15 protein-coding genes and 1 pseudogene are annotated in these 18,341 nt (G+C 69.3%); 7 read left to right on the top strand and 9 right to left on the bottom strand.

Annotated elements, in window-relative coordinates; translation table 11 throughout:
* Positions 1 to 26: 26 nt before the first annotated feature.
* Both E3D03_RS03810 and E3D03_RS03815 read right to left on the bottom strand, forming a co-directional pair.
* Positions 27 to 770: an SDR family oxidoreductase gene (locus tag E3D03_RS03810; RefSeq protein ID WP_263565880.1), complete on the bottom strand. Its 744-nt coding sequence runs from the start codon at positions 768 to 770 to the stop codon at positions 27 to 29.
* Between the two features lie 8 nt (positions 771 to 778).
* Positions 779 to 2,225 (bottom strand): annotated as a pseudogene (locus E3D03_RS03815) (aldehyde dehydrogenase family protein).
* A 119-nt stretch (positions 2,226 to 2,344) separates the two neighbouring features.
* On the opposite strand from E3D03_RS03815, the gene E3D03_RS03820 reads away from it, so the two are divergent.
* Positions 2,345 to 3,055 (top strand): VIT family protein, encoded by a 711-nt coding sequence (locus E3D03_RS03820; RefSeq protein WP_062560636.1) that lies wholly within the window; start codon positions 2,345 to 2,347, stop codon positions 3,053 to 3,055.
* Here E3D03_RS03820 and E3D03_RS03825 read toward each other — a convergent pair.
* The 5 genes from E3D03_RS03825 to E3D03_RS03845 form a co-directional block, all read right to left on the bottom strand.
* Positions 3,052 to 3,804, bottom strand: a complete 753-nt coding sequence (locus tag E3D03_RS03825) for an ABC transporter ATP-binding protein (RefSeq protein ID WP_263565881.1) — start codon at positions 3,802 to 3,804, stop codon at positions 3,052 to 3,054. The genes E3D03_RS03820 and E3D03_RS03825 overlap by 4 nt on opposite strands.
* Positions 3,805 to 3,847: 43 nt before the next feature.
* Positions 3,848 to 4,714: an ABC transporter ATP-binding protein gene (locus tag E3D03_RS03830; protein ID WP_263565882.1), complete on the bottom strand. Its 867-nt coding sequence runs from the start codon at positions 4,712 to 4,714 to the stop codon at positions 3,848 to 3,850.
* The gene (nikC, locus tag E3D03_RS03835; protein ID WP_263565883.1) at positions 4,711 to 5,616 is read right to left on the bottom strand and encodes a nickel transporter permease; all 906 of its coding nucleotides are present in this window, start codon (positions 5,614 to 5,616) and stop codon (positions 4,711 to 4,713) included. The genes E3D03_RS03830 and nikC overlap by 4 nt, the downstream gene beginning before the upstream one ends.
* Positions 5,613 to 6,614, bottom strand: coding sequence for an ABC transporter permease (locus E3D03_RS03840; protein ID WP_062560640.1), 1,002 nt, complete (start codon positions 6,612 to 6,614; stop codon positions 5,613 to 5,615). Before E3D03_RS03840 ends, nikC begins: the two co-directional genes overlap by 4 nt.
* An 87-nt stretch (positions 6,615 to 6,701) precedes the next feature.
* Complete coding sequence (locus tag E3D03_RS03845) at positions 6,702 to 8,312, bottom strand: ABC transporter substrate-binding protein (protein WP_263565884.1); 1,611 nt, start codon at positions 8,310 to 8,312, stop codon at positions 6,702 to 6,704.
* 172 nt (positions 8,313 to 8,484) lie between these two features.
* Between E3D03_RS03845 and E3D03_RS03850 the strand changes: the two genes are divergently transcribed.
* The 4 genes from E3D03_RS03850 (at position 8,485) to E3D03_RS03865 (ending at position 12,409) form a co-directional block, all read left to right on the top strand.
* Positions 8,485 to 9,708 carry a glutathionylspermidine synthase family protein gene (locus tag E3D03_RS03850; RefSeq protein WP_263565885.1) on the top strand — a complete coding sequence of 408 codons (1,224 nt, stop codon included), beginning with the start codon at positions 8,485 to 8,487 and terminating at the stop codon, positions 9,706 to 9,708.
* A 3-nt stretch (positions 9,709 to 9,711) separates the two neighbouring features.
* Complete coding sequence (locus tag E3D03_RS03855) at positions 9,712 to 10,359, top strand: DUF1190 domain-containing protein (protein WP_263565886.1); 648 nt, start codon at positions 9,712 to 9,714, stop codon at positions 10,357 to 10,359.
* Between the two features lie 177 nt (positions 10,360 to 10,536).
* A complete protein-coding gene (gene eda, locus E3D03_RS03860) occupies positions 10,537 to 11,175 on the top strand; it encodes a bifunctional 4-hydroxy-2-oxoglutarate aldolase/2-dehydro-3-deoxy-phosphogluconate aldolase (RefSeq protein WP_263565887.1) in 639 nt (212 codons plus the stop codon).
* A 7-nt stretch (positions 11,176 to 11,182) separates the two neighbouring features.
* Positions 11,183 to 12,409 carry an MFS transporter gene (locus tag E3D03_RS03865; RefSeq protein WP_263565888.1) on the top strand — a complete coding sequence of 409 codons (1,227 nt, stop codon included), beginning with the start codon at positions 11,183 to 11,185 and terminating at the stop codon, positions 12,407 to 12,409.
* Between the two features lie 87 nt (positions 12,410 to 12,496).
* Here the strand turns inward: E3D03_RS03865 and xseA are convergent, their stop codons facing one another.
* Positions 12,497 to 14,044: an exodeoxyribonuclease VII large subunit gene (gene xseA, locus E3D03_RS03870; RefSeq protein WP_263565889.1), complete on the bottom strand. Its 1,548-nt coding sequence runs from the start codon at positions 14,042 to 14,044 to the stop codon at positions 12,497 to 12,499.
* A gap of 93 nt (positions 14,045 to 14,137) precedes the next feature.
* On the opposite strand from xseA, the gene purD reads away from it, so the two are divergent.
* Together purD and E3D03_RS03880 are read left to right on the top strand one after the other, a co-directional pair.
* Positions 14,138 to 15,400 (top strand): phosphoribosylamine--glycine ligase, encoded by a 1,263-nt coding sequence (gene purD / locus E3D03_RS03875; RefSeq protein WP_263565890.1) that lies wholly within the window; start codon positions 14,138 to 14,140, stop codon positions 15,398 to 15,400.
* A gap of 347 nt (positions 15,401 to 15,747) precedes the next feature.
* Positions 15,748 to 17,310, top strand: coding sequence for a 2-isopropylmalate synthase (locus E3D03_RS03880; protein WP_263565891.1), 1,563 nt, complete (start codon positions 15,748 to 15,750; stop codon positions 17,308 to 17,310).
* A gap of 33 nt (positions 17,311 to 17,343) precedes the next feature.
* Here the strand turns inward: E3D03_RS03880 and E3D03_RS03885 are convergent, their stop codons facing one another.
* Positions 17,344 to 18,183 (bottom strand): putative rhamnosyl transferase, encoded by an 840-nt coding sequence (locus tag E3D03_RS03885; protein ID WP_263565892.1) that lies wholly within the window; start codon positions 18,181 to 18,183, stop codon positions 17,344 to 17,346.
* Positions 18,184 to 18,341 lie beyond the last annotated feature (158 nt).

An 18,341-nucleotide genomic window follows, 5' to 3' on the forward strand; every position in this document is an offset into this window, starting at 1 on the left:
GCCGACTGCAACCGGCTTGATCGGCCTCAGACCGTGCGGCCGCCGTCCACGTCGAGGATGACGCCGGTGATGAAATCCGCCTCGTCCGAGGCCAGATACAGCGCGGCATTGGCGATGTCGCGCGGCTGCGACAGCCGGCCCAGCGGGATGGTCGCCAGGAAACGCGCGCGGTTTTCGGGCGTGTCCGGGCAGCCCATGAAGCGTTCCAGCATCCCGGTCTCGCCCATGACCGGGGCGATGGCGTTGACGCGGATGCCGTCCGGCGCCAGTTCCACCGCCAGGCTGCGGGTCAGCGTGTTCACCGCGCCCTTCGAGGAATTGTACCAGGTCAGCCCGGGCCTCGGCCGGCTGCCCGCCGTCGAGCCGACATTGATCATCACGCCCGCGCGCTGCTCGCGCCACCAGGGCACGACGGCGTGGCACATGTGAAAGATCGACAGCACGTTCACGTCATAGATGCGCCGGAACGCGGTCTCGTCGGTCGCGAGCAAGGGACCGTTCGGCACGGTCCAGCCGGCGTTGTTCACCACGATGTCGAGCCCGCCGAACGCCGCCCGCGTCCGCGCCACGGCATCCGCGACCTGCGCCCCTTCGGTCACGTCGCAGGCGAGCGCCAGGCCGCCGATTTCCCCGGCGACGGCCTCGGCCGCGCCGGCATCGATGTCCAGCACCGCGACCCGCGCGCCCTCGCGCGCGAAGGCCTGCGCGATGCCCCGCCCGAAGCCCGAGCCCGCCCCCGTCACCAATGCCGTCTTGCCTTGCAGCCGCATGTCTCCCCCTATGCGTAGCGATGGACGATGGTTTTCAGCCGCGAGAATTCGTAAAGCGCGGCAAAGCCCTTTTCCCGGCCATGGCCGGATTTGCGCAGGCCGCCGAAGGGCAGCTCGACGCCGCCGCCGGCGCCATAGGCGTTGATGAAGACCTGGCCGCAGCGCATGGCATGGGCCACCCGCGCCTGCCGGTCGCCGTCCCGGGTCCAGATCCCCGCCACCAGCCCGTATTCCGTGCCATTGGCGATGGCGATGGCCTCGGCTTCGGTGTCGAAGGGAATGGCGGCCAGGATCGGGCCGAAGATCTCCTCCTGCGCCAGCGGGCTGCGCGGATCGACCGGACCGAAGAGCGCCGGCGCGACGTAGAAGCCGGCCCGCCGGCGCATCCGCCGCCACGCGGCCGCGCGCGATCAGGGGCGCTGCGGCCTTGGCGATATAGCTCTCGACCCGCGCCTTTTGCCGGGCCGAGATCAGCGGTCCCAGAGCCGCGCCTTCGGCCGGGCTTGCCTCGACGGCGCGGAAGCGCTCGGCCAGCATGGCGGTCAGCCGGTCCCAGATGCCGCGCTGGATCAGCACGCGCGACCCGGCCGAACAGGTCTGGCCGCCGTTCTGCACGATGGCATTGGTAATGATCGGTGCCGCGGCCTCGAGGTCGGCATCCTCGAAGACGATCTGCGGCGACTTGCCGCCCAGCTCCAGCGTGCAGGGGATGTGGTTCCTGGCCGCCGCGATCTGGATGGCCTGCCCCACCTCGGGCGAGCCGGTGAAGCTGATGAAATCGACGCCGGGATGCTCTGCCAGCGCCTTGCCCGCCACCTCGCCCCGGCCGGTGACGATATTGATGGCGCCGGGCGGAAAGCCCGCCTGCCCGGCCAGTTCGCCGATGCGCAGGATGGTCAGGCAGGCATCCTCGGCCGGTTTCGTCACCGTGGCATTGCCCATGGCCAGCGCCGCCCCGACCGAACGGCCGAAGATCTGCACCGGATAGTTCCAGGGGATGATATGGCCGGTCACGCCATGCGGCTCGCGCCGCGCGGTGGCGTCATGGCCGTTCAGGAAGGGGATGACCTCGCCATGCAGCTTGTCGGCCGCGCCGCCGTAATATTCGAAATAGCGCGCCAGCGCCGCCATGTCGGCGCGCGACTGGGCAATGGGCTTGCCGTTGTCGCGGGTTTCCAGCGCGGCGAGCGGCTCGGCCTGGGCCTCGATCAGCAGCGCCAGGCGCAGCATCAGCCGGCCGCGCTCGGCCGCGGTCAGCCGGCCCCAATCGCCCGCCAGCGCCGCGCGGGCGGCATCGACGGCGGCATCGATGTCCTCGGGGCCGGAATCGGCGATGGCGCCGAAGGGCTGGCCGTCGATGGGCGAGATCATCGGCAGTGCGCGCCCCGATGCCGCCGCCCGGCCGCGCCCGCCGACCAGGTTCAGTGCCTGCGGCAAGGTCAGGGGATGCTGCATCGTCGCCTCCTCTCGGCGGGATTCGTCCTGCGACAGCCTGACCGGGCGCGGGACGGGACGCAAGGCTGGCAAAACCGGGGCGGGACGCTAAGCTGGCCGCGCAACCGCAAGAGGACCCCATGACCCGCACCGCCATCAGCGCCCATCCCGACGATCCGCATTACGTCAGCCGCATGGGCTGGCTGCGGGCCTCGGTCCTGGGGGCGAACGACGGCATCGTCTCGGTCGGGGCGCTGATCGTGGGCGTGGCCGCCGCCGATCCGGGGCGCGAGGCGATCCTGATCGCGGGCCTTGCCGGGCTGGTGGCCGGCGCCATGTCCATGGCCATGGGCGAATATGTCTCGGTCAGCTCGCAGTCCGATACCGAGCGCGCCGACATCGCGCGCGAGACCGCCGCCCTGCGCGAGATGCCCGAGGAGGAGCTGCACGAGCTGGCGGCGATCTATGAATCGCGCGGCATGACCCCCGGCACGGCGTTGCAGGCGGCGCGCGAGGTGACCGAGCATGACGCCCTGGCCGCCCATGTCCGCGACGAGCTGGGGCTCAGCGAGGCGTCGAGCGCCAATCCTTTGCAGGCGGCGGCGGCCTCGGCCGCGACCTTCAGCACGGCGGCGGCGGTGCCGCTGCTGGCGGCGATCCTGGCGCCGGGGGGTGCCGTCATCGCCGCGGTGCTGGTTTCGGTGGTGCTGGCGCTGGCGGTGCTGGGCGCGCTTGGCGCCTGGGCCGGCGGCGCGCCGCCCGGCCGCGCCGTGCTGCGCGTGGTGCTGGGCGGCGTGTTCGCGCTGGCCGTGACCGCCGGCATCGGCAAGCTGTTCGGAATCGCGGTCTAGCCCGCCGCATAGCCCCGGCTTGCCGCCAGCAGGTCGCGGGCGTAGTCGCTGCGCGCGGCGCCCTGGCGCAAGGCGGCAGCGGTCATCTCCTCGACGATCTCGCCGCCGCGCATCACCGCCAGCCGGTCGCACATATGCGCCACCACGGCCAGGTCGTGGCTGACCATGACATAGGTCAGCCCGCGGTCCCGGCGCAGGTCGGCGAGCAGGTTCAGGATCTCGGCCTGCACGCTGACGTCGAGCGCCGAGGTCGGCTCGTCCAGCAGCAGAAGCTGCGGTTCCGCCGCCAGGGCGCGGGCGATGGCGACGCGCTGGCGCTGGCCGCCCGACAGCTGGTGCGGATAGCGGAAGCGGAAGCCGCGCCCCAGGCCGACGCTGTCCAGAAGCGTGGCGATGCGCTGGTCGATGCGGTCCATGCCTTGCAGATGCAGCGTCTCGGACAGCACCCGGTCCACCGAATGGCGCGGGTGCAGGCTGGCATAGGGGTCCTGGAACACCATCTGCACCGTCTTGTGAAAGGCGCGCGAGCGGTGGCAGCCGGTGACCGGCTGACCGGCGACCTCGATCCGGCCCGACCAGGTGTCGATCAGGCCGGTGACGGCGCGCAGGATGGTCGACTTGCCCGAGCCGGATTCGCCGACGAGGCCGAAGCTTTCGCCCCGCGCCACCGCAAAGCTGGCACCGCGCACGGCATCGACGCGCTCGGGCGGGTGGCCGAACCAGACGTCCAGATCCTTGACCGTCAGCATCGCTTGCCCTGTTGCGGTCGGGTATTTTCGGAGCAAAGAAGCATCACAGCCCTCCGGGCAGCGGCGTGGCGATTTCCGCGTCGCGCCAGCTGTCCTGGCGTTGCAGGGTCGAGAGGCGTTCGACCGGCTGGTCGAGGCGCGGCAGGCTGTTCAGCAGCCCCTGGGTATAGGGGTGGCGAGCGGCGTGCAGGTCCTGTGCGGGCAGTTCCTCGACCACGCGGCCGGCATACATGATCAGCACCCGGTCGCAGAATTGCCCGACCAGGTTCAGGTCGTGGCTGATGAAGATCAGCCCCATGCCGCGGTCGCGCACCAGCTTGTCCATGATGCGCAGGACCTCGTTGCGGACCGAGACGTCCAGCGCCGAGGTCGGCTCGTCCGCGATCAGGATCTCGGGGTCCGGGGCCAGCATCATGGCGGTCATCGCCCTTTGGCCCATGCCGCCCGAGATTTCATGCGGATAGGCGTCGAAGACCCGCTCGGGGTCGCGGATCTGCACGGCGCGCAGCATGTCCAGCGCCTTGTCGCGCGCCGCCTGCCCGCCCTGGCCGGAGTGCAGGCGATAGCTTTCCATGATCTGCCGGCCGATGGTCATCACCGGGTTCAGGCTGAACTTGGGGTCCTGCATGACCATGCTGATGCGGGCGCCGCGCAGCTTGCGCATGCGGCGCTCGGGCAGGTTCAGGATGGGCTCGCCGTCAAGCTCCAGCCGCTCGGCCGTGACCTGACCCGGCGGGCGCACGAGGCCCAGGATGGCGCGGCCGGTCATCGACTTGCCCGAGCCGGATTCGCCCACCACCCCCAGCCTTTCGCGGCCAAGGTCGAAGCTGACGCCGCGCACCGCCTGGAAGCTGCCGCTGCGGGTCGGGAAGCTGACGCGCAGGTCGCGAACGGACAGCAGCGGGGTCATTCGGCGCCTCCTTTCGGATCCAGCACGTCGCGCAAGCCGTCGCCCAGGAGGTTGAAGGCCAGGCTGACGATGAAGATCGCCAGGCCAGGCATGGCCGCGACCCACCAGAAGTCGAGGATATAGGTTCGCCCGTCCGAGATCATCGCCCCCCATTCCGGCATCGGCGGCTGTGCGCCAAGCCCGAGGAAGCCGAGGCCGGCGGCCGAGAGGATGATCCCCGCCATGTCCAGCGCCACCCGCACGATCAGCGAGCTGACGCAGAGCGGCCAGATATGCCCGATCAGCAGCCGCAGCGGCCCGGCGCCCTGCAACCGGGCGGCGGCGATGTAATCGGCGTTGCGGATGGTCAGCGTCTCGGCCCGCGCCAGTCGCGCATAGGGCGGCCAGGAGGTCACGGCCAGCGCCAGCACCGCATTGCCGATACCGGGCCCCAGCGCCGCGACGAAGGCCAGCGCCAGGATCAGCTTGGGGAAGGCCAGGAAGATGTCGGTGATCCGCATCAGCACCTGGTCAACCCAGCCGCCGGCGAAACCCGCCACCGTGCCGACGAAAAGCCCGATCACCGGCGCGACCAGCGCCACGGTGCCGACGATGAACAGCGTGATGCGCGAACCGTGGATCAGCCGCGACAGGATGTCCCGCCCCAGCGCATCCGTGCCCAGCCAATGCGCGGCCGAGGGCGGCTGCAGCCGGTCGGCCAGGTTCTGGGCAAAGGGGTTCTGCGGCGAAAGCCAGGGCGCGAAACCCGCGACGAACAGAAGCGCCAGCAGGATCACCAGCCCCAGCATGGCCAGCTTGTTGGCCCGGAATGTCAGCCAGCCCTGGTAGAGCGCGCCCATCCGGGCCTGGCGCCGGGTCTGCGGCGCGTCCGACAGCAGCCATGCGCGCGTCGTCTCGGTCATTTCGCCCTCGGGTCAAGGGTGCGGTAAAGCACGTCGGAGAGGATGTTCAGCGCCACGAAGCAGGTGCCGATCAGCACCGTGCCGCCCAGGACCGCGTTCATGTCGGCGGCCAGCAGCGCCTTGGTGATGTATTGGCCGAGCCCCGGCCAGGAGAACACGATCTCGGTCAGCACCGAGCCCTCCAGCAGCGAGCCGAAGCTGAGCGCGATCACCGTGATCAGCGGCACCAGGATATTGCGGAAGGCATGCGCCCAGACCACCCGCCGTTCGGACAGGCCCTTGACCCGGGCGGTGGTGATGTATTCGGCCGAGAGCTGCTCCAGCATGAAGCTGCGGGTCATGCGGCTGACATAGGCCAGGCTGAAATAGCCCAAGAGGCTCGCCGGCAGGATGATATGGCTGAAGGCGTCGCGAAACGCGCCCCAGTCGCCGGCGAGCAGGCTGTCGACCAGGATCATCCCCGTCATCTCGGGCACCATGCCGTCATAGACGATGCCCTGGCGGCCGGGGCCCCCGACCCAGCCAAGGATGCCGTAGAACAGCAGAAGCCCCATCAGCCCCAGCCAGAAGATCGGCATGGAATAGCCGACCAGCGCCACCACGCGGGCGATCTGGTCGATCCAGCCGCCGCGCCGCGCCGCCGCGACCACGCCCAGCGGCACGCCCACGCAGACGCCGATCAGCGTGCCAAGCGCCGCCAGCTCGAAGGTGGCGGGAAACACCCGGCGCAAGTCCTGCGCCACCGGATGGCCGGTCGAGATCGAGCGCCCGAAATCGCCGCGCAGCACCTCGCCCATATAGACCAGGAACTGCTGCCACAGCGGCTTGTCGAGCCCCATGGCAAGCCGCGCGGCCTCATACTGCGCCTGGGTCGCGCGCTCGCCCACCACCTTCAGCACCGGGTCGATCGGCATGACCCGGCCGATGATGAAGGTGACGAGCAGCAGGCCCAGCAGCGTCAGCGCCAGCGACAGCAAGAGCCCGCCAAGGCTGCGCATCCTGCGCCCCAGGCGCGCGCCGCGCCGGGATGAGGGCGGGCCTGCCCCCGGCCCCGGCGCGGCGCTGAGGTCGGTATTCGTCACGCCCTATTCCTTCGTGACCTTGCGATACATCGCCGAGCTGACCGAGCCGCCGGCGGTCCAGCCATGGATGTTCTTCTGCATGCCGTCGCGCTCGATGCGCTGGAACATCGGGATGATCGGGGCGATCTCGCGATATTGCTGCTGGAGGTCCAGATACATCTGCCGGCGCTTGTCGGTATTGCCTTCCAGCGTGGCGGCGACGGTGGCCTTGTTCATCTCGTCCGGCACCGCCCAGGCGTTGCGCCAGGCCAGTTGCGACAGCTTGGCGTCGTCGGCGTTGTTGGGGTTATAGGCAAAGGTCGAGGCATTGGTGTTCGGGTCGGCATAATCCGGCCCCCATTCGCCGACATAGATCGGCACCTGCCGCGCGCGATAGGCGTCAAGCGACTGCGCGCCGGTGACCTGCTGGATCTCCAGCGTCAGCCCGACCTGCGCCATCGAGGCCTGCAGCGTCTGCATGACGTTGCTGTATTCGGCCATGTCGCGCACCGTGGTCTTGATCGTGCCTGAGGTGACGCCGGCATCGGCCAGGATCTTCTTCGCCTTCTCGATGTCATAGGTCCACGGGTTCTCGTCCGAAGCGCCCAGATAGCCTTCCGGCAGGAAGTTCTGGTGGATCTTGAACTGGCCCTTCAGGAAGCTGTCCTCGATGCCCTTGTAGTCCACCAGATAGCGCATGGCCTGCACCACGGCGGGGTTGGACAGGATCGGGTCCTTCTGGTTCAGCCCCATATACAGGATGCGGCCGCGCGGCTCATTGCCGATCACCAGCTTGTCGCTCGTGGACAGTGCCTCGATATCGGTCGGGGTCAGGTTGCGGGCCACGTCCACGTCGCCCTGTTCCAGCAGCAGCCGCTGGGCGCTGCTTTCCTGGACATGGCGCACGATCACCCGCTTCATCGCCGGCGCGCCCTGCCAGTAATCGGCATTGCCGACCAGCTGCACCGCCTCGTTGGGTTTCCAGGCGCCCAGGTTGAACGGCCCCGAACCCGCGCTGTTGGTCGAGAGCCAGGCATTGCCCAGATCCTCGCCCTCGGCATGGGACAGCACGGTTTCCTTGTCGACGACCGAGGCGACCTCGGAGGCCAGGCTGTTGAGCACGTAGCTTTGCGCATAGGGCTGATCCAGCTTCAGCACCAGCTTGTTGCCGTCGAAACCGATCTGCTGGTCGACATTCTCGGCGGTAAAGCCGAACTGGTTCAGGATGAAGGCCGGCGACAGGTTCAGCTTGACGGCGCGTTGCAGCGACCAGGCGGCATCCTCGGCCCGGACCGGATTGCCCGACTGGAACTTGACGCCGTCGCGCAGGGTCAGGGTCACGGTCTTGCCGTCCTCGCTGACCTCCCAGCTTTCGGCGAGGCTGGGCTTGAAGCCTGCCTCCAGGTCGGTCGGATCGAAATCGACCAGCCGGTCGTAGAGGTTCTTGATGACATCCTGCCCCGACAGCTCGAAGCTTTGCGCCGGATCCATGCTGATGATGTCGTCGATCTGGCCCGCCACGACCAGCGTATCGGCCGGCGTCTCGGCCCAGGCCGCCGGCGCGGCCGCAGCCATGGCCACGGCCGAAGCCAGAAGCAGCGCGCGAAGCGGGAAACGGTTCTGCATGATGGTCATCCCTGTTGTCGCGCCCCGTTGTCCCGGGGCTGGAATGGCAGCAGCTTGGCCCGAAGCCTCGCGCCCCGCAAGCCCCTCGCAGGAACGGCACCCGGCCGCCGCCCGGCGAATTTCCAGATGCGGGCTTGCGCCCCCCGGCGCCCACGCCCTATCTCGGAACCAAGGAGTGACCATGGAAAAACGCAATCTTCCCGAACGCCCGGGCTGGCGCGACGAGGCGGTGAAGCTCGGCTTCACCTTCGCCGACATGGGCGGGGAACCCTATTGGGACGAAACCAGCGCCTATCGCTTCACCCTGCAAGAGATCGAGCAGGACATCGAGGCGCCCGCGACCGAACTGCACGCCATGTGCCGCGAGGCGGTGGCGCTGGTCGCACGCGACGAGGCCTGGCTGACCCGGCTCGGCATCCCGCAGCGGCACTGGGACCTGGTCGCCGGCAGCTGGGCCGAAGGGCAGCCCGAGCTCTATGGCCGCATGGACCTGGCCTATGACGGCACCGGCCCGGCGAAGCTGCTGGAATACAACGCCGACACCCCGACCGCGCTTTACGAATCCGCCAGCTTCCAGTGGCTCTGGTTCGAACAGCAGCAGGCGGCGGGCGTGCTGGACGAGGATTGCGACCAGTTCAACAGCATCCACGAGGCGATCGTGGCGCGCTGGACCCAGATCTGCGCCGATGGCGAGGACGTGCATTTCGCCGCCGACCCCGAAAACCCCGAGGATTACGCCACCGTCGAAACCCTGGCCTGGGCCGCGCGCGAAGCCGGCCTCGGCGCGCATTTTACCGCGCTGGCGCAGATCGGCCTGACCGACGAGGGCCAGTTCGCCGACGAGCAGTCCCGCGTCATCGGCACGCTCTTCAAGCTCTACCCCTGGGAGGACATGCTGCGCGACGAATTCGCGACGCATCTGCAAAGCGCCGGCGCCCGCTTCATCGAGCCGCCGTGGAAGGCGATCCTGTCGAACAAGGGCATCCTGCCGCTCTTGTGGCAGATGTTCCCCGGCCACCCGAACCTGCTGCCGGCCTTCTTCCTCGACGACGTGGCCGAGGCGATGCGCGGCGGCAGCCCCGCCCCGGCCGTGGCCCAGGCCTTCGCGGCCGCGCAGGACGAGTTGGCGCGCGGCCATGTGCTAAAGCCGATCTTCTCGCGCGAAGGCGCGGGCGTCACCATCTTCGAGGCCGGCCGCGAGGTCGCCCGGACCGAGGACGACAGCTATTCGCATCACCCGATGATCGTGCAGGGCCTGGCGCCGCTGCCCGCATTCGACGGCTTCCATCCGGTGCTCGGCGCCTGGATCGTGGGCGAAAGCTGCTGCGGCCTCGGCCTGCGCGAGGACCGCGCGCGCATCACCCACAACCTGTCGCGCTTCAAGCCGCATTTCATCGAGGGCTGATCCATGACCGCTCCCGCCACCCGCCCCGCCCGCAAACGCTCGCGCCATGTTGCCCTGGCGCTGGCCGGTGCCGCCACCCTGGCACTCGCGGCCTGCAAGGACGACCAGGTCGACGCGCAAAGCTTTCCCGACCTCGAAAGCTGCATCGCGGCGGCCAAGGACAACAGCCTCTGGTTCACCGAACAGGACTGCCGCACCAATTTCGCCGCCGCCCAGCAGGAATTCCTGGAAACCGCGCCGCGCTACGAGTCGAAGGAGCTTTGCGAACAGGAACATGGCGCCGGCAATTGCGGCAGCGACCCCGCCGCCCAGCAACCCGCGACCGGAGAGGCGCAGGCGCAGAACTCCGGCGGCGGCTTTTCCTTCATGCCGCTGCTCGTCGGCTACATGATGGGCTCGATGCTGTCGCGCGGCGGCGGCATCTTCTCGCAGCCGATGGTCAAGACCGCCGACGGCCGCTTCTCCACGCCCAAGGGCGACCAGAGCTTCGCCAGCAACCGCGGCGCCGGCAAGGTCGCGCCCTCGACCTTCCAGCGCGCGCCCTCGACGCTGGGCAAGCCGCCGATGTCGGCCGCCCAGGTCGGCCAGCGGGGCGGCTTCGGCGCCAGCGCCACCGCGCGCTCGGGCAGCCGCACCAGCTTCGGTGGCTGATGGCTTCTCTTTTGTGGAAAAATATCCTCGGGGTGAATTGCGGCGAAGCCGCAAGAGGGGCGGAAAGCCCCTGCCCTTTCCGACGCGGTGCCGATTCCAGTTACCGCTAACATCAACCCTTGAAACAAGGCGCGGAAAAGCGCACCCTGCCGCCGAATTTTCAGGAACGAGGCCGCCATGACCCCAGAGATCCAGTCCCAGAAATCCCGTGCGCTTTGCGAACTCGCCCCGGTGATCCCGGTCCTGGTGGTGGGCGACGCCGCCCGGGCCGAGGGCCTTGCCACCGCCTTGGTCGCGGGCGGGCTGCCGGTGCTCGAGGTGACGCTGCGCACCCCGGCCGCGCTCGCCGTGATCCGCGAGATGGCCAGGGTGCCGGGCGGTCATGTCGGTGCCGGCACCGTGCTGACCCCCGACGACGCGAAACGCGCCAAGGAGGCCGGCGCCAGCTTCGCCGTCTCGCCCGGCCTGACCGAGACCCTGGCCCGCGCCTGTGCCGAGATCGAACTGCCGCTGCTGCCCGGCGCCGTCACCGCCTCCGAGGTGATGCGGGCGATGGAGCTTGGCTATTCCATGCTGAAATTCTTCCCGGCCGAGGCGGCTGGCGGGGCAAAATCGCTGAAATCCCTGGCCGGGCCGCTGCCGCAGGTCAGCTTCTGCCCGACCGGCGGTATCACGCTCGCCAATGCCCCGGATTACCTGGCGCTGCCGAATGTGGTCTGCGCCGGCGGCAGCTGGATCGCCCCCGATGCCGATGTCGCCAGCGGCAACTGGCAGGCGATCGAGTCCCGTGCCCGCGAGGCCGCCGCCCTGAAATGAGCCGGTCATGATCGCCTCCGAACCGATGACGGATCCGATGCGCCGCGCCCGGCGCAATGTCGTGGTGCTGCTGATCGCCCAGGCGGTGATGGGGGCGCAGATGTCGATGATCTTCATCGTCGGCGGCCTGACCGGGCAGATGCTCAGCCCCAACCCCTGCATCGCCACGCTGCCCTTGTCGATGATCGTGCTGGGCTCGGCGCTGTCGGCGCGGCCGCTTGCCGGTTTCATGCGCCGGCACGGCCGGCGGGCCGGCTTCGTTCTGGCCTGCGGCGCCGGTGCGCTGGGTGCCGCCGCCGCCGCGACCGGCATGATGCTGGGGAATTTCTGGCTTTTCATGCTCAGCGGCCTGCTGACCGGGGTCTACCAGGCGGCGCAGGGCTTCTATCGCTTCGCCGCCACCGATTGCGCTCCGGCCGAGTTCCAGTCGCGCGCCATTTCCTGGGTGCTGGCCGGCGGCCTCGCCGCCGCCCTGACCGGCCCGCTGCTGGTGCGGCTGACCGCCGACCTGACCGCGGTGCCTTTCCTTGCCACCTATGCGGCCATCGTCGGGCTGAACCTGTTCGGGCCGCTGCTCTTCGGCTTCCTGGACATCCCGCGCCCGGCGGCGCCCGCTGCCGGCAGCCCCGCCGGCCGCCCGCTGCGCGAACTCATACGCGAGCCGCGCATCCTGGTCGCGATGATCTGCGGCATGGTCGCCTATGCGCTGATGAACCTGGTGATGACCTCGACGCCGCTCGCCGTGGTCGGCTGCGGCTTCCAGACCGCGGATGCCGCCAATATCGTGTCGTTCCACGTGCTGGCGATGTTCGGGCCGTCCTTCTTCACCGGCCATCTGATCGCGCGTTTCGGAGCCACGCGCATCGTCATGCTGGGCCTCGGCATCCTGGCCGGCGCCGGCGCCGTGGCCCTGTCCGGGGTGGAACTCGGGCATTTCTACGCCGCGCTGGTGCTTCTGGGGCTGGGCTGGAACTTCGGCTATATCGGCGCCACCGCCATGCTGACCCGCGCCTATCGCCCCGAGGAGCGCGAGCGGGTGCAGGGCCTGAACGATGCGGTGGTGTTTTCCGGCGTGTTCCTGGCCTCGCTGTCCTCGGGTGGGCTGATGAACTGCATGGGCGGCTCGGCCCAGGCCGGCTGGAACGCGGTGAACCTGGCCATGCTGCCCTTCCTGGTGCTGGCGGGCGGTGCGCTTTTGTGGCTCATGCTGCGGCCGGGCGAGGTTGCGCGGTAACGGGGGGCTCTGCCCCCCGCGCCAGCCGCACCCCTCGATGGGGTGCGGCTGGCGCTCCCCCCGGGATATTTCCCCACAAAAGAGAAATCAGAACAGGGACTGCTGGCCCCTGGGATCCCGCGGCTTGCGGGCCGGTTTGGCCGGTGGTCTTTCGGGACGCGCGGCGATGCGGCCGTCGTGGAATTCGATCTCGAACCCGGGCGCCTTCTCGGCCTCGGTCGCGCTGGTCAGCAGGTGGTCCGGGCCGTGGACCACCGCGAAGCCACGTTTCAGCGTCTCGGTATAGCCCAGGGTCTGGCGCAGGCGGTCCAGGCGGTCCAGGCTGTCGCGGCGTGGCGGCGCGATGCGGGCGGCCGTTGCCGCCAGCCGCGCCGAGAGCCGCGCGAGTTCGGCGCGGTCGCGGCTCGATCCGGCGAGCAGCCGTGCCCGGGCTCGGTCCAGGCGCGGGCCGAGATCGGCCAGGCGCTCGGCCTTGCGGCGGGCGAGCCGGGACAGCCCGGGGGCCAGGCGGTTCTCTTGGGTCTGAAGGTTCTGCCGGCGGTTGCGCAGGTTGCCGCGCAGCGCCGCTAGCGACAGCGGCAGCCCGGCCAACCGGTCGCGGCAGCGGCGGGTGAAGCCCTTCAGCGCCGGTTCCAGCCGCTCGGCAAAGAGGTCGAAGCGCTGCCGGGCCGGGTCGGTCAGCGCCTGCGGCCGGCCGAGCGCACGGCCCAGGTCGGCCAGGCGCTGCCGGTGGCGCTGGCGGGCCTGCTGGCCGGCGCGGATCATGCGTGTGCCGCATTCGCCCAGCCGTGCGGCCAGTTCGGTGCGCACCGGCACCGCCATTTCGGCGGCCGCCGTCGGCGTCGGCGCCCGGCGGTCCGAAGCGAAATCGATCAGCGTGGTGTCGGTTTCATGCCCGACGGCCGAGATCAGTGGAATGGCGCTTTCGGCGGCGGCGCGCACCACCAATTCCTCGTTGAAGCCCCAGAGATCCTCGAGGCTGCCACCGCCGCGGGCGACGATCAGCAGGTCCGGGCGCGGGATCGGGCCGGCCGGGTCCAGCGCGTTGAAGCCGCGAATGGCGGCCGTGACCTGCGGCGCACAGTCCTGGCCCTGTACCGCCACCGGCCAGATCAGCACCCGGGTCGGGAAGCGGTCGCGCAGCCGGTGCAGGATGTCGCGGATCACCGCGCCCGAGGGCGAGGTGACGACGCCGATCACCCGCGGCAGATAGGGCAGCGGCCGCTTGCGCGATTCGTCGAAGAGCCCCTCGGCCGCCAGCGCCTTGCGGCGCTTTTCCAGCATCATCATCAGCGCACCGGCGCCCGCAGGCTCGATCTCGTCGACGATCAGCTGGTATTTCGACTGGCCGGGAAAGGTGGTCAGCCGGCCGGTGGCGATGACCTCGATGCCTTCCTCGGGTCGGGTGGACAGGCGCGCGGCCTGGCCCTTCCAGGTCACGGCGGCGATGCAGGCGCGCTCGTCCTTCAGATCGAAATACAGGTGCCCCGAGGACGGGCGCGAGACGCGGCCGATCTCGCCGCGCACGCGGACGCGGCCGAACTGGTCCTCGAGCGTGCGCTTGATCGCCCCCGAGATCTCGGAAACGGTGAACTCATGGGCATTGCTGGCGGCGGCGTCGTCGATCAGGTCCATGGCTCTGGTTCTGGCGCGGGCGGGCCGCGGGATCAAGGCTTGATCCGGGGGGCCGCGCTTCCTAGAAGGCGGCAGGCAGCGGAAGGGGCGCGCATGAACATCCTGATCCTTGGCAGCGGCGGGCGCGAACATGCGCTGGCCTGGGCAGTGCGGCAAAATCCGAAATGCGACCGGCTGTTCGTCGCCCCGGGCAATGCCGGGATGGAACCCCTGGCCCGGCTGGCGGATCTGGACATCCTGTCCGGCGCCGCCGTGATCGGCTTTTGCGAGGAGAATGCCATCGACCTGGTGATCGTCGGTCCCGAGGCCCCGCTGGCCGCCGGGGTCGCGGACGATCTGCGCGCGGCGGGGCTGCTGGTCTTTGGTCCCTCGAAGGCGGCGGCGATGCTGGAAGCCTCGAAAAGCTTCACCAAAGCGGTCTGCGACGCCTGCGGCGCGCCGACCGCCGCTTGGGCGCGCTTCGACGCGGCCGGGCCGGCGCGGGATTATGTGCGGGCGCAGGGCGCGCCGATCGTCATCAAGGCCGACGGGCTGGCCGCCGGCAAGGGCGTCACCGTCGCCATGACCGAAGCCGAGGCCATCGCCGCCGTGGACGACGCCTTTGGCGGTGCCTTCGGCGCGGCCGGGGCCGAGGTGGTGATCGAGGAATTCATGGCCGGCGAGGAGGCGAGCTTCTTCATCCTCTGCGACGGCACGGACTGCCTGCCCATCGGCACCGCGCAGGACCACAAGCGCGTGGGCGAGGGCGACAGCGGGCCGAACACCGGCGGCATGGGCGCCTATTCCCCGGCTCCGGTGCTGAGCCAGGCGATCCAGGACGCGGTCATGGCCGAGATCGTGCGCCCGACCGTGGCCGAGATGGCGCGGCGGGGCACGCCGTTCCAGGGCGTGCTCTATGCCGGGCTGATGATCGAGGACGGCCGCGCCCGGCTGGTCGAATACAACGTCCGTTTCGGCGACCCGGAATGCCAGGTGCTGATGATGCGGCTGGGCGCGCAGGCGCTGGACCTGATCCTGGCCTGCGCCGAGGGCCGCTTGCGCGATGCCAGCGTCACCTGGGCCGAAGACCATGCCCTGACCGTGGTGCTGGCGGCGAAAGGCTATCCCGGCGCCTATGAGAAGGGCAGCGAGATCCGCGGGCTGGAGGCCCTGCCCGAGGATTCGAGCCGCATGGTGTTTCATGCCGGCACCGCGCGCCAGGACGGCGCGCTGGTTGCGACGGGCGGTCGGGTGCTGGCGGCGACCGGGCGCGGTGCGACGCTGGCCCAGGCGCATGAACGGGCCTATGCCCTGGCGGATGCGATCGACTGGCCCGGCGGATTCTATCGCCGCGACATCGGCTGGCGGGCGCTCTAGCGTCCTTTCGAGTATTTGGGAAACGGTGAAATTGCGGACCTCCGGCGTCGGTGTCGCGGTTGCATGGGTATTTTGGGGAGCAAAGAAGCCCGGTATCGGCGCGGCGCGGGGGAATTTTCGGTCTTTTCAAGCGCGGGGCGGCGCGCTTATAGTCCCGGCATGACTCGGATGCGACAGATCATTGCCGGTATCGGGGACGCGCAGGACGGCGCGGCCTTTGGCATGCAATCCCGCGGTCTGCTTCTTCTTACGCTGCGCTGAGCGGGTCTTCCGGGCCGCCGCTCAGTCTGGTTCGTGCCCGGTTTCACGAACGAGCAACGATTCATGCGTAAGAAAGACCGACAGCCATGACCGACAAGAATCACGTCCTGATCTTCGACACCACCCTGCGTGACGGCGAGCAGTCGCCCGGCGCCACCATGACCCACCAGGAAAAGCTGGACATCGCCCAGATGCTGGACGAGATGGGCGTGGATGTGATCGAGGCGGGCTTCCCCATCGCCTCGGAGGGCGATTTCGCCGCCGTGTCCGAGATCGCGCGGCGCGCGCAGAACAGCACCATCTGCGGCCTGGCCCGCGCCCAGTTCCCCGACATCGACCGCTGCTGGGAGGCGGTGAAACACGCCAAGCGGCCGCGCATCCACACCTTCATCGGCACCTCGCCGCTGCATCGCGCCATTCCGAACCTGGACATGGACCAGATGGCCGAGCGCATCCACGAGACCGTGACCCATGCCCGCAACCTGTGCGACAATGTGCAATGGTCGCCGATGGACGCGACGCGGACCGAGCATGACTATCTGTGCCGCGTGGTGGAAATCGCCATCAAGGCCGGCGCCACCACCATCAATATCCCCGACACCGTGGGCTATACCGCGCCGCGCGAAAGCGCCGCGCTGATCCGCATGCTGCTGGAGCGGGTACCGGGCGCCGACGAGGTGATCTTTGCCACCCATTGCCACAACGACCTGGGCATGGCGACGGCGAACAGCCTGGCCGCGGTCGAGGCAGGCGCCCGCCAGATCGAATGCACCATCAACGGGCTGGGCGAACGGGCCGGCAATACCGCGCTGGAGGAGGTGGTGATGGCGCTGAAGGTGCGCCACGACATCATGCCCTTCACCACCGGCATCGACACCACCAAGATCATGGGCCTGTCGCGGCGGGTGGCGCAGGCCTCGGGCTTTGTCGTGCAGCCGAACAAGGCCATCGTCGGCAAGAACGCCTTCCTGCACGAATCCGGCATCCACCAGGACGGCGTGCTGAAGAACGTCGAGACCTTCGAGATCATGCGCCCCGCTGACATCGGGTTGAACGAGGCCAATATCGCCATGGGCAAGCACTCGGGCCGCGCCGCGCTGCGCGCCAAGCTGCGCGACCTGGGCTATGACGTCGGCGACAACCAACTGAAGGACGTCTTCGTGCGCTTCAAGGCCCTGGCCGACCGCAAGAAGGAGATCTACGACGACGACCTGGTCGCCCTGATGCAGGACAGCGCCGCCAATACCGAGGACGACTATCTGCAGGTCAAGCACCTGCGCGTGGTCTGCGGCAGCGATGGGCAATCGGCCGACCTGACCATGAGCGTCGGCGGCGAGGAGAAAGCCGTGCATGCCACCGGCGACGGCCCGGTCGATGCCTGCTTCAACGCGGTCAAGGCGATCTGGCCGCATGGCGCCCGGCTGCAGCTGTACCAGGTCCATGCCGTGACCGAAGGCACCGATGCCCAGGCCACCGTCAGCGTGCGGCTGGAGGAGGAGGGTCGCGTCGTCACCGGCCAGGCCGCCGATACCGACACCATCCTGGCCAGCGTCAAGGCCTATGTCGGGGCGCTGAACCGGCTGAAGGTGCGGCGCGAGATGGTCGGCGAAGGCGCCGATGCCAAGCAGGTCAGCATGTATTCGCACTAAAAAGGCGTCTGCAAACGATGATCGGGGGCGGCGTCAGGCCGCCCCTTTCCTTTCGACGAAGCCCAGGTCGAGCCCTTGCAGGAAGGGGAAATCCTCGGCCAGGTCGCGCTGGAATGCCTCGGCCGTCAGCGGCTGGAACCATTTCGGGAACTTGGCCCAGATAGTCGCGACCGAATCGCCCTCGTCCCAGCGGGTCTGCACATAGCCGAGCCCGCGCACGTCGGTCAGGCCCGGGAAGTGCTTGGGCAGCTGGAAATGGTTGAAGGCATAGATGCTGCGCCCCGGTCCCCGCATCCGCACCGCGGCGCCGGCGCCGATGAAGGGCTGGTGCGCGCGCCAGAAGCTGACCGGCTCGCCCTCGTAGCTGCCGAAGACCAGGCCCTGCGGATAGCTGATGGCGAAGGCCGGCAGGTCGGCGAAGCGGCGGGCATGGCGGCGCAGCCGGGCGACGTGATGGCGCGAGAAGGCGTCGTCATCGTCGACGCGGAACTGGATCACCGGTCGCCCCGCCGCCTCGGCCGCCTGCAACAGCGGCTGGCGCAGCGCGTCCTGGGTGTCGCGGCTGTCCGAGACGATGATCCGGACCTGCGGCAGGTCGGCGCAAAGCCCGCGCAGCCGGGCGAGCCACTCGGCCGGCAGTTCGGGCGAGGTCAGCAGCCAGAAGCTGAAATCCGCATCGGTCTGCGCCCGGATCGAGGGCAGGCAGAGCCGCTCGAAGGCGGCGAAGCGCCGGGCCAGGCGCTCGGGCGCGTAAAGCATGGCGCGGCGCCGGGCCATGGTCTCGGCGGTATTGCCGTCCTTGCCCGTCGTCTCGGCCCAGTCGCATTTCCCAAGAAAGGAAAACCGGCAGATCCCCACGATATCGTCCCGCAATCCCTGCCCTTTCCCCGCCAACCGAGCCCGAGGCAGGCTAGGCACCGGGGCCGGCGCGGTCAAGCGCGGGACGCCCGCGAAAGCCCGCCCAAGCCCGCGCCGCATAAAAATTTACGGGTTTTCCCCGGACAGGGCTCGGCCTATATGTCGCGCACCTT

Origin of the sequence: Paracoccus sp. DMF (genome assembly GCF_004407025.1) — a bacterium.
Classification (GTDB): Bacteria; Pseudomonadota; Alphaproteobacteria; order Rhodobacterales; family Rhodobacteraceae; genus Paracoccus; species Paracoccus aminovorans_B.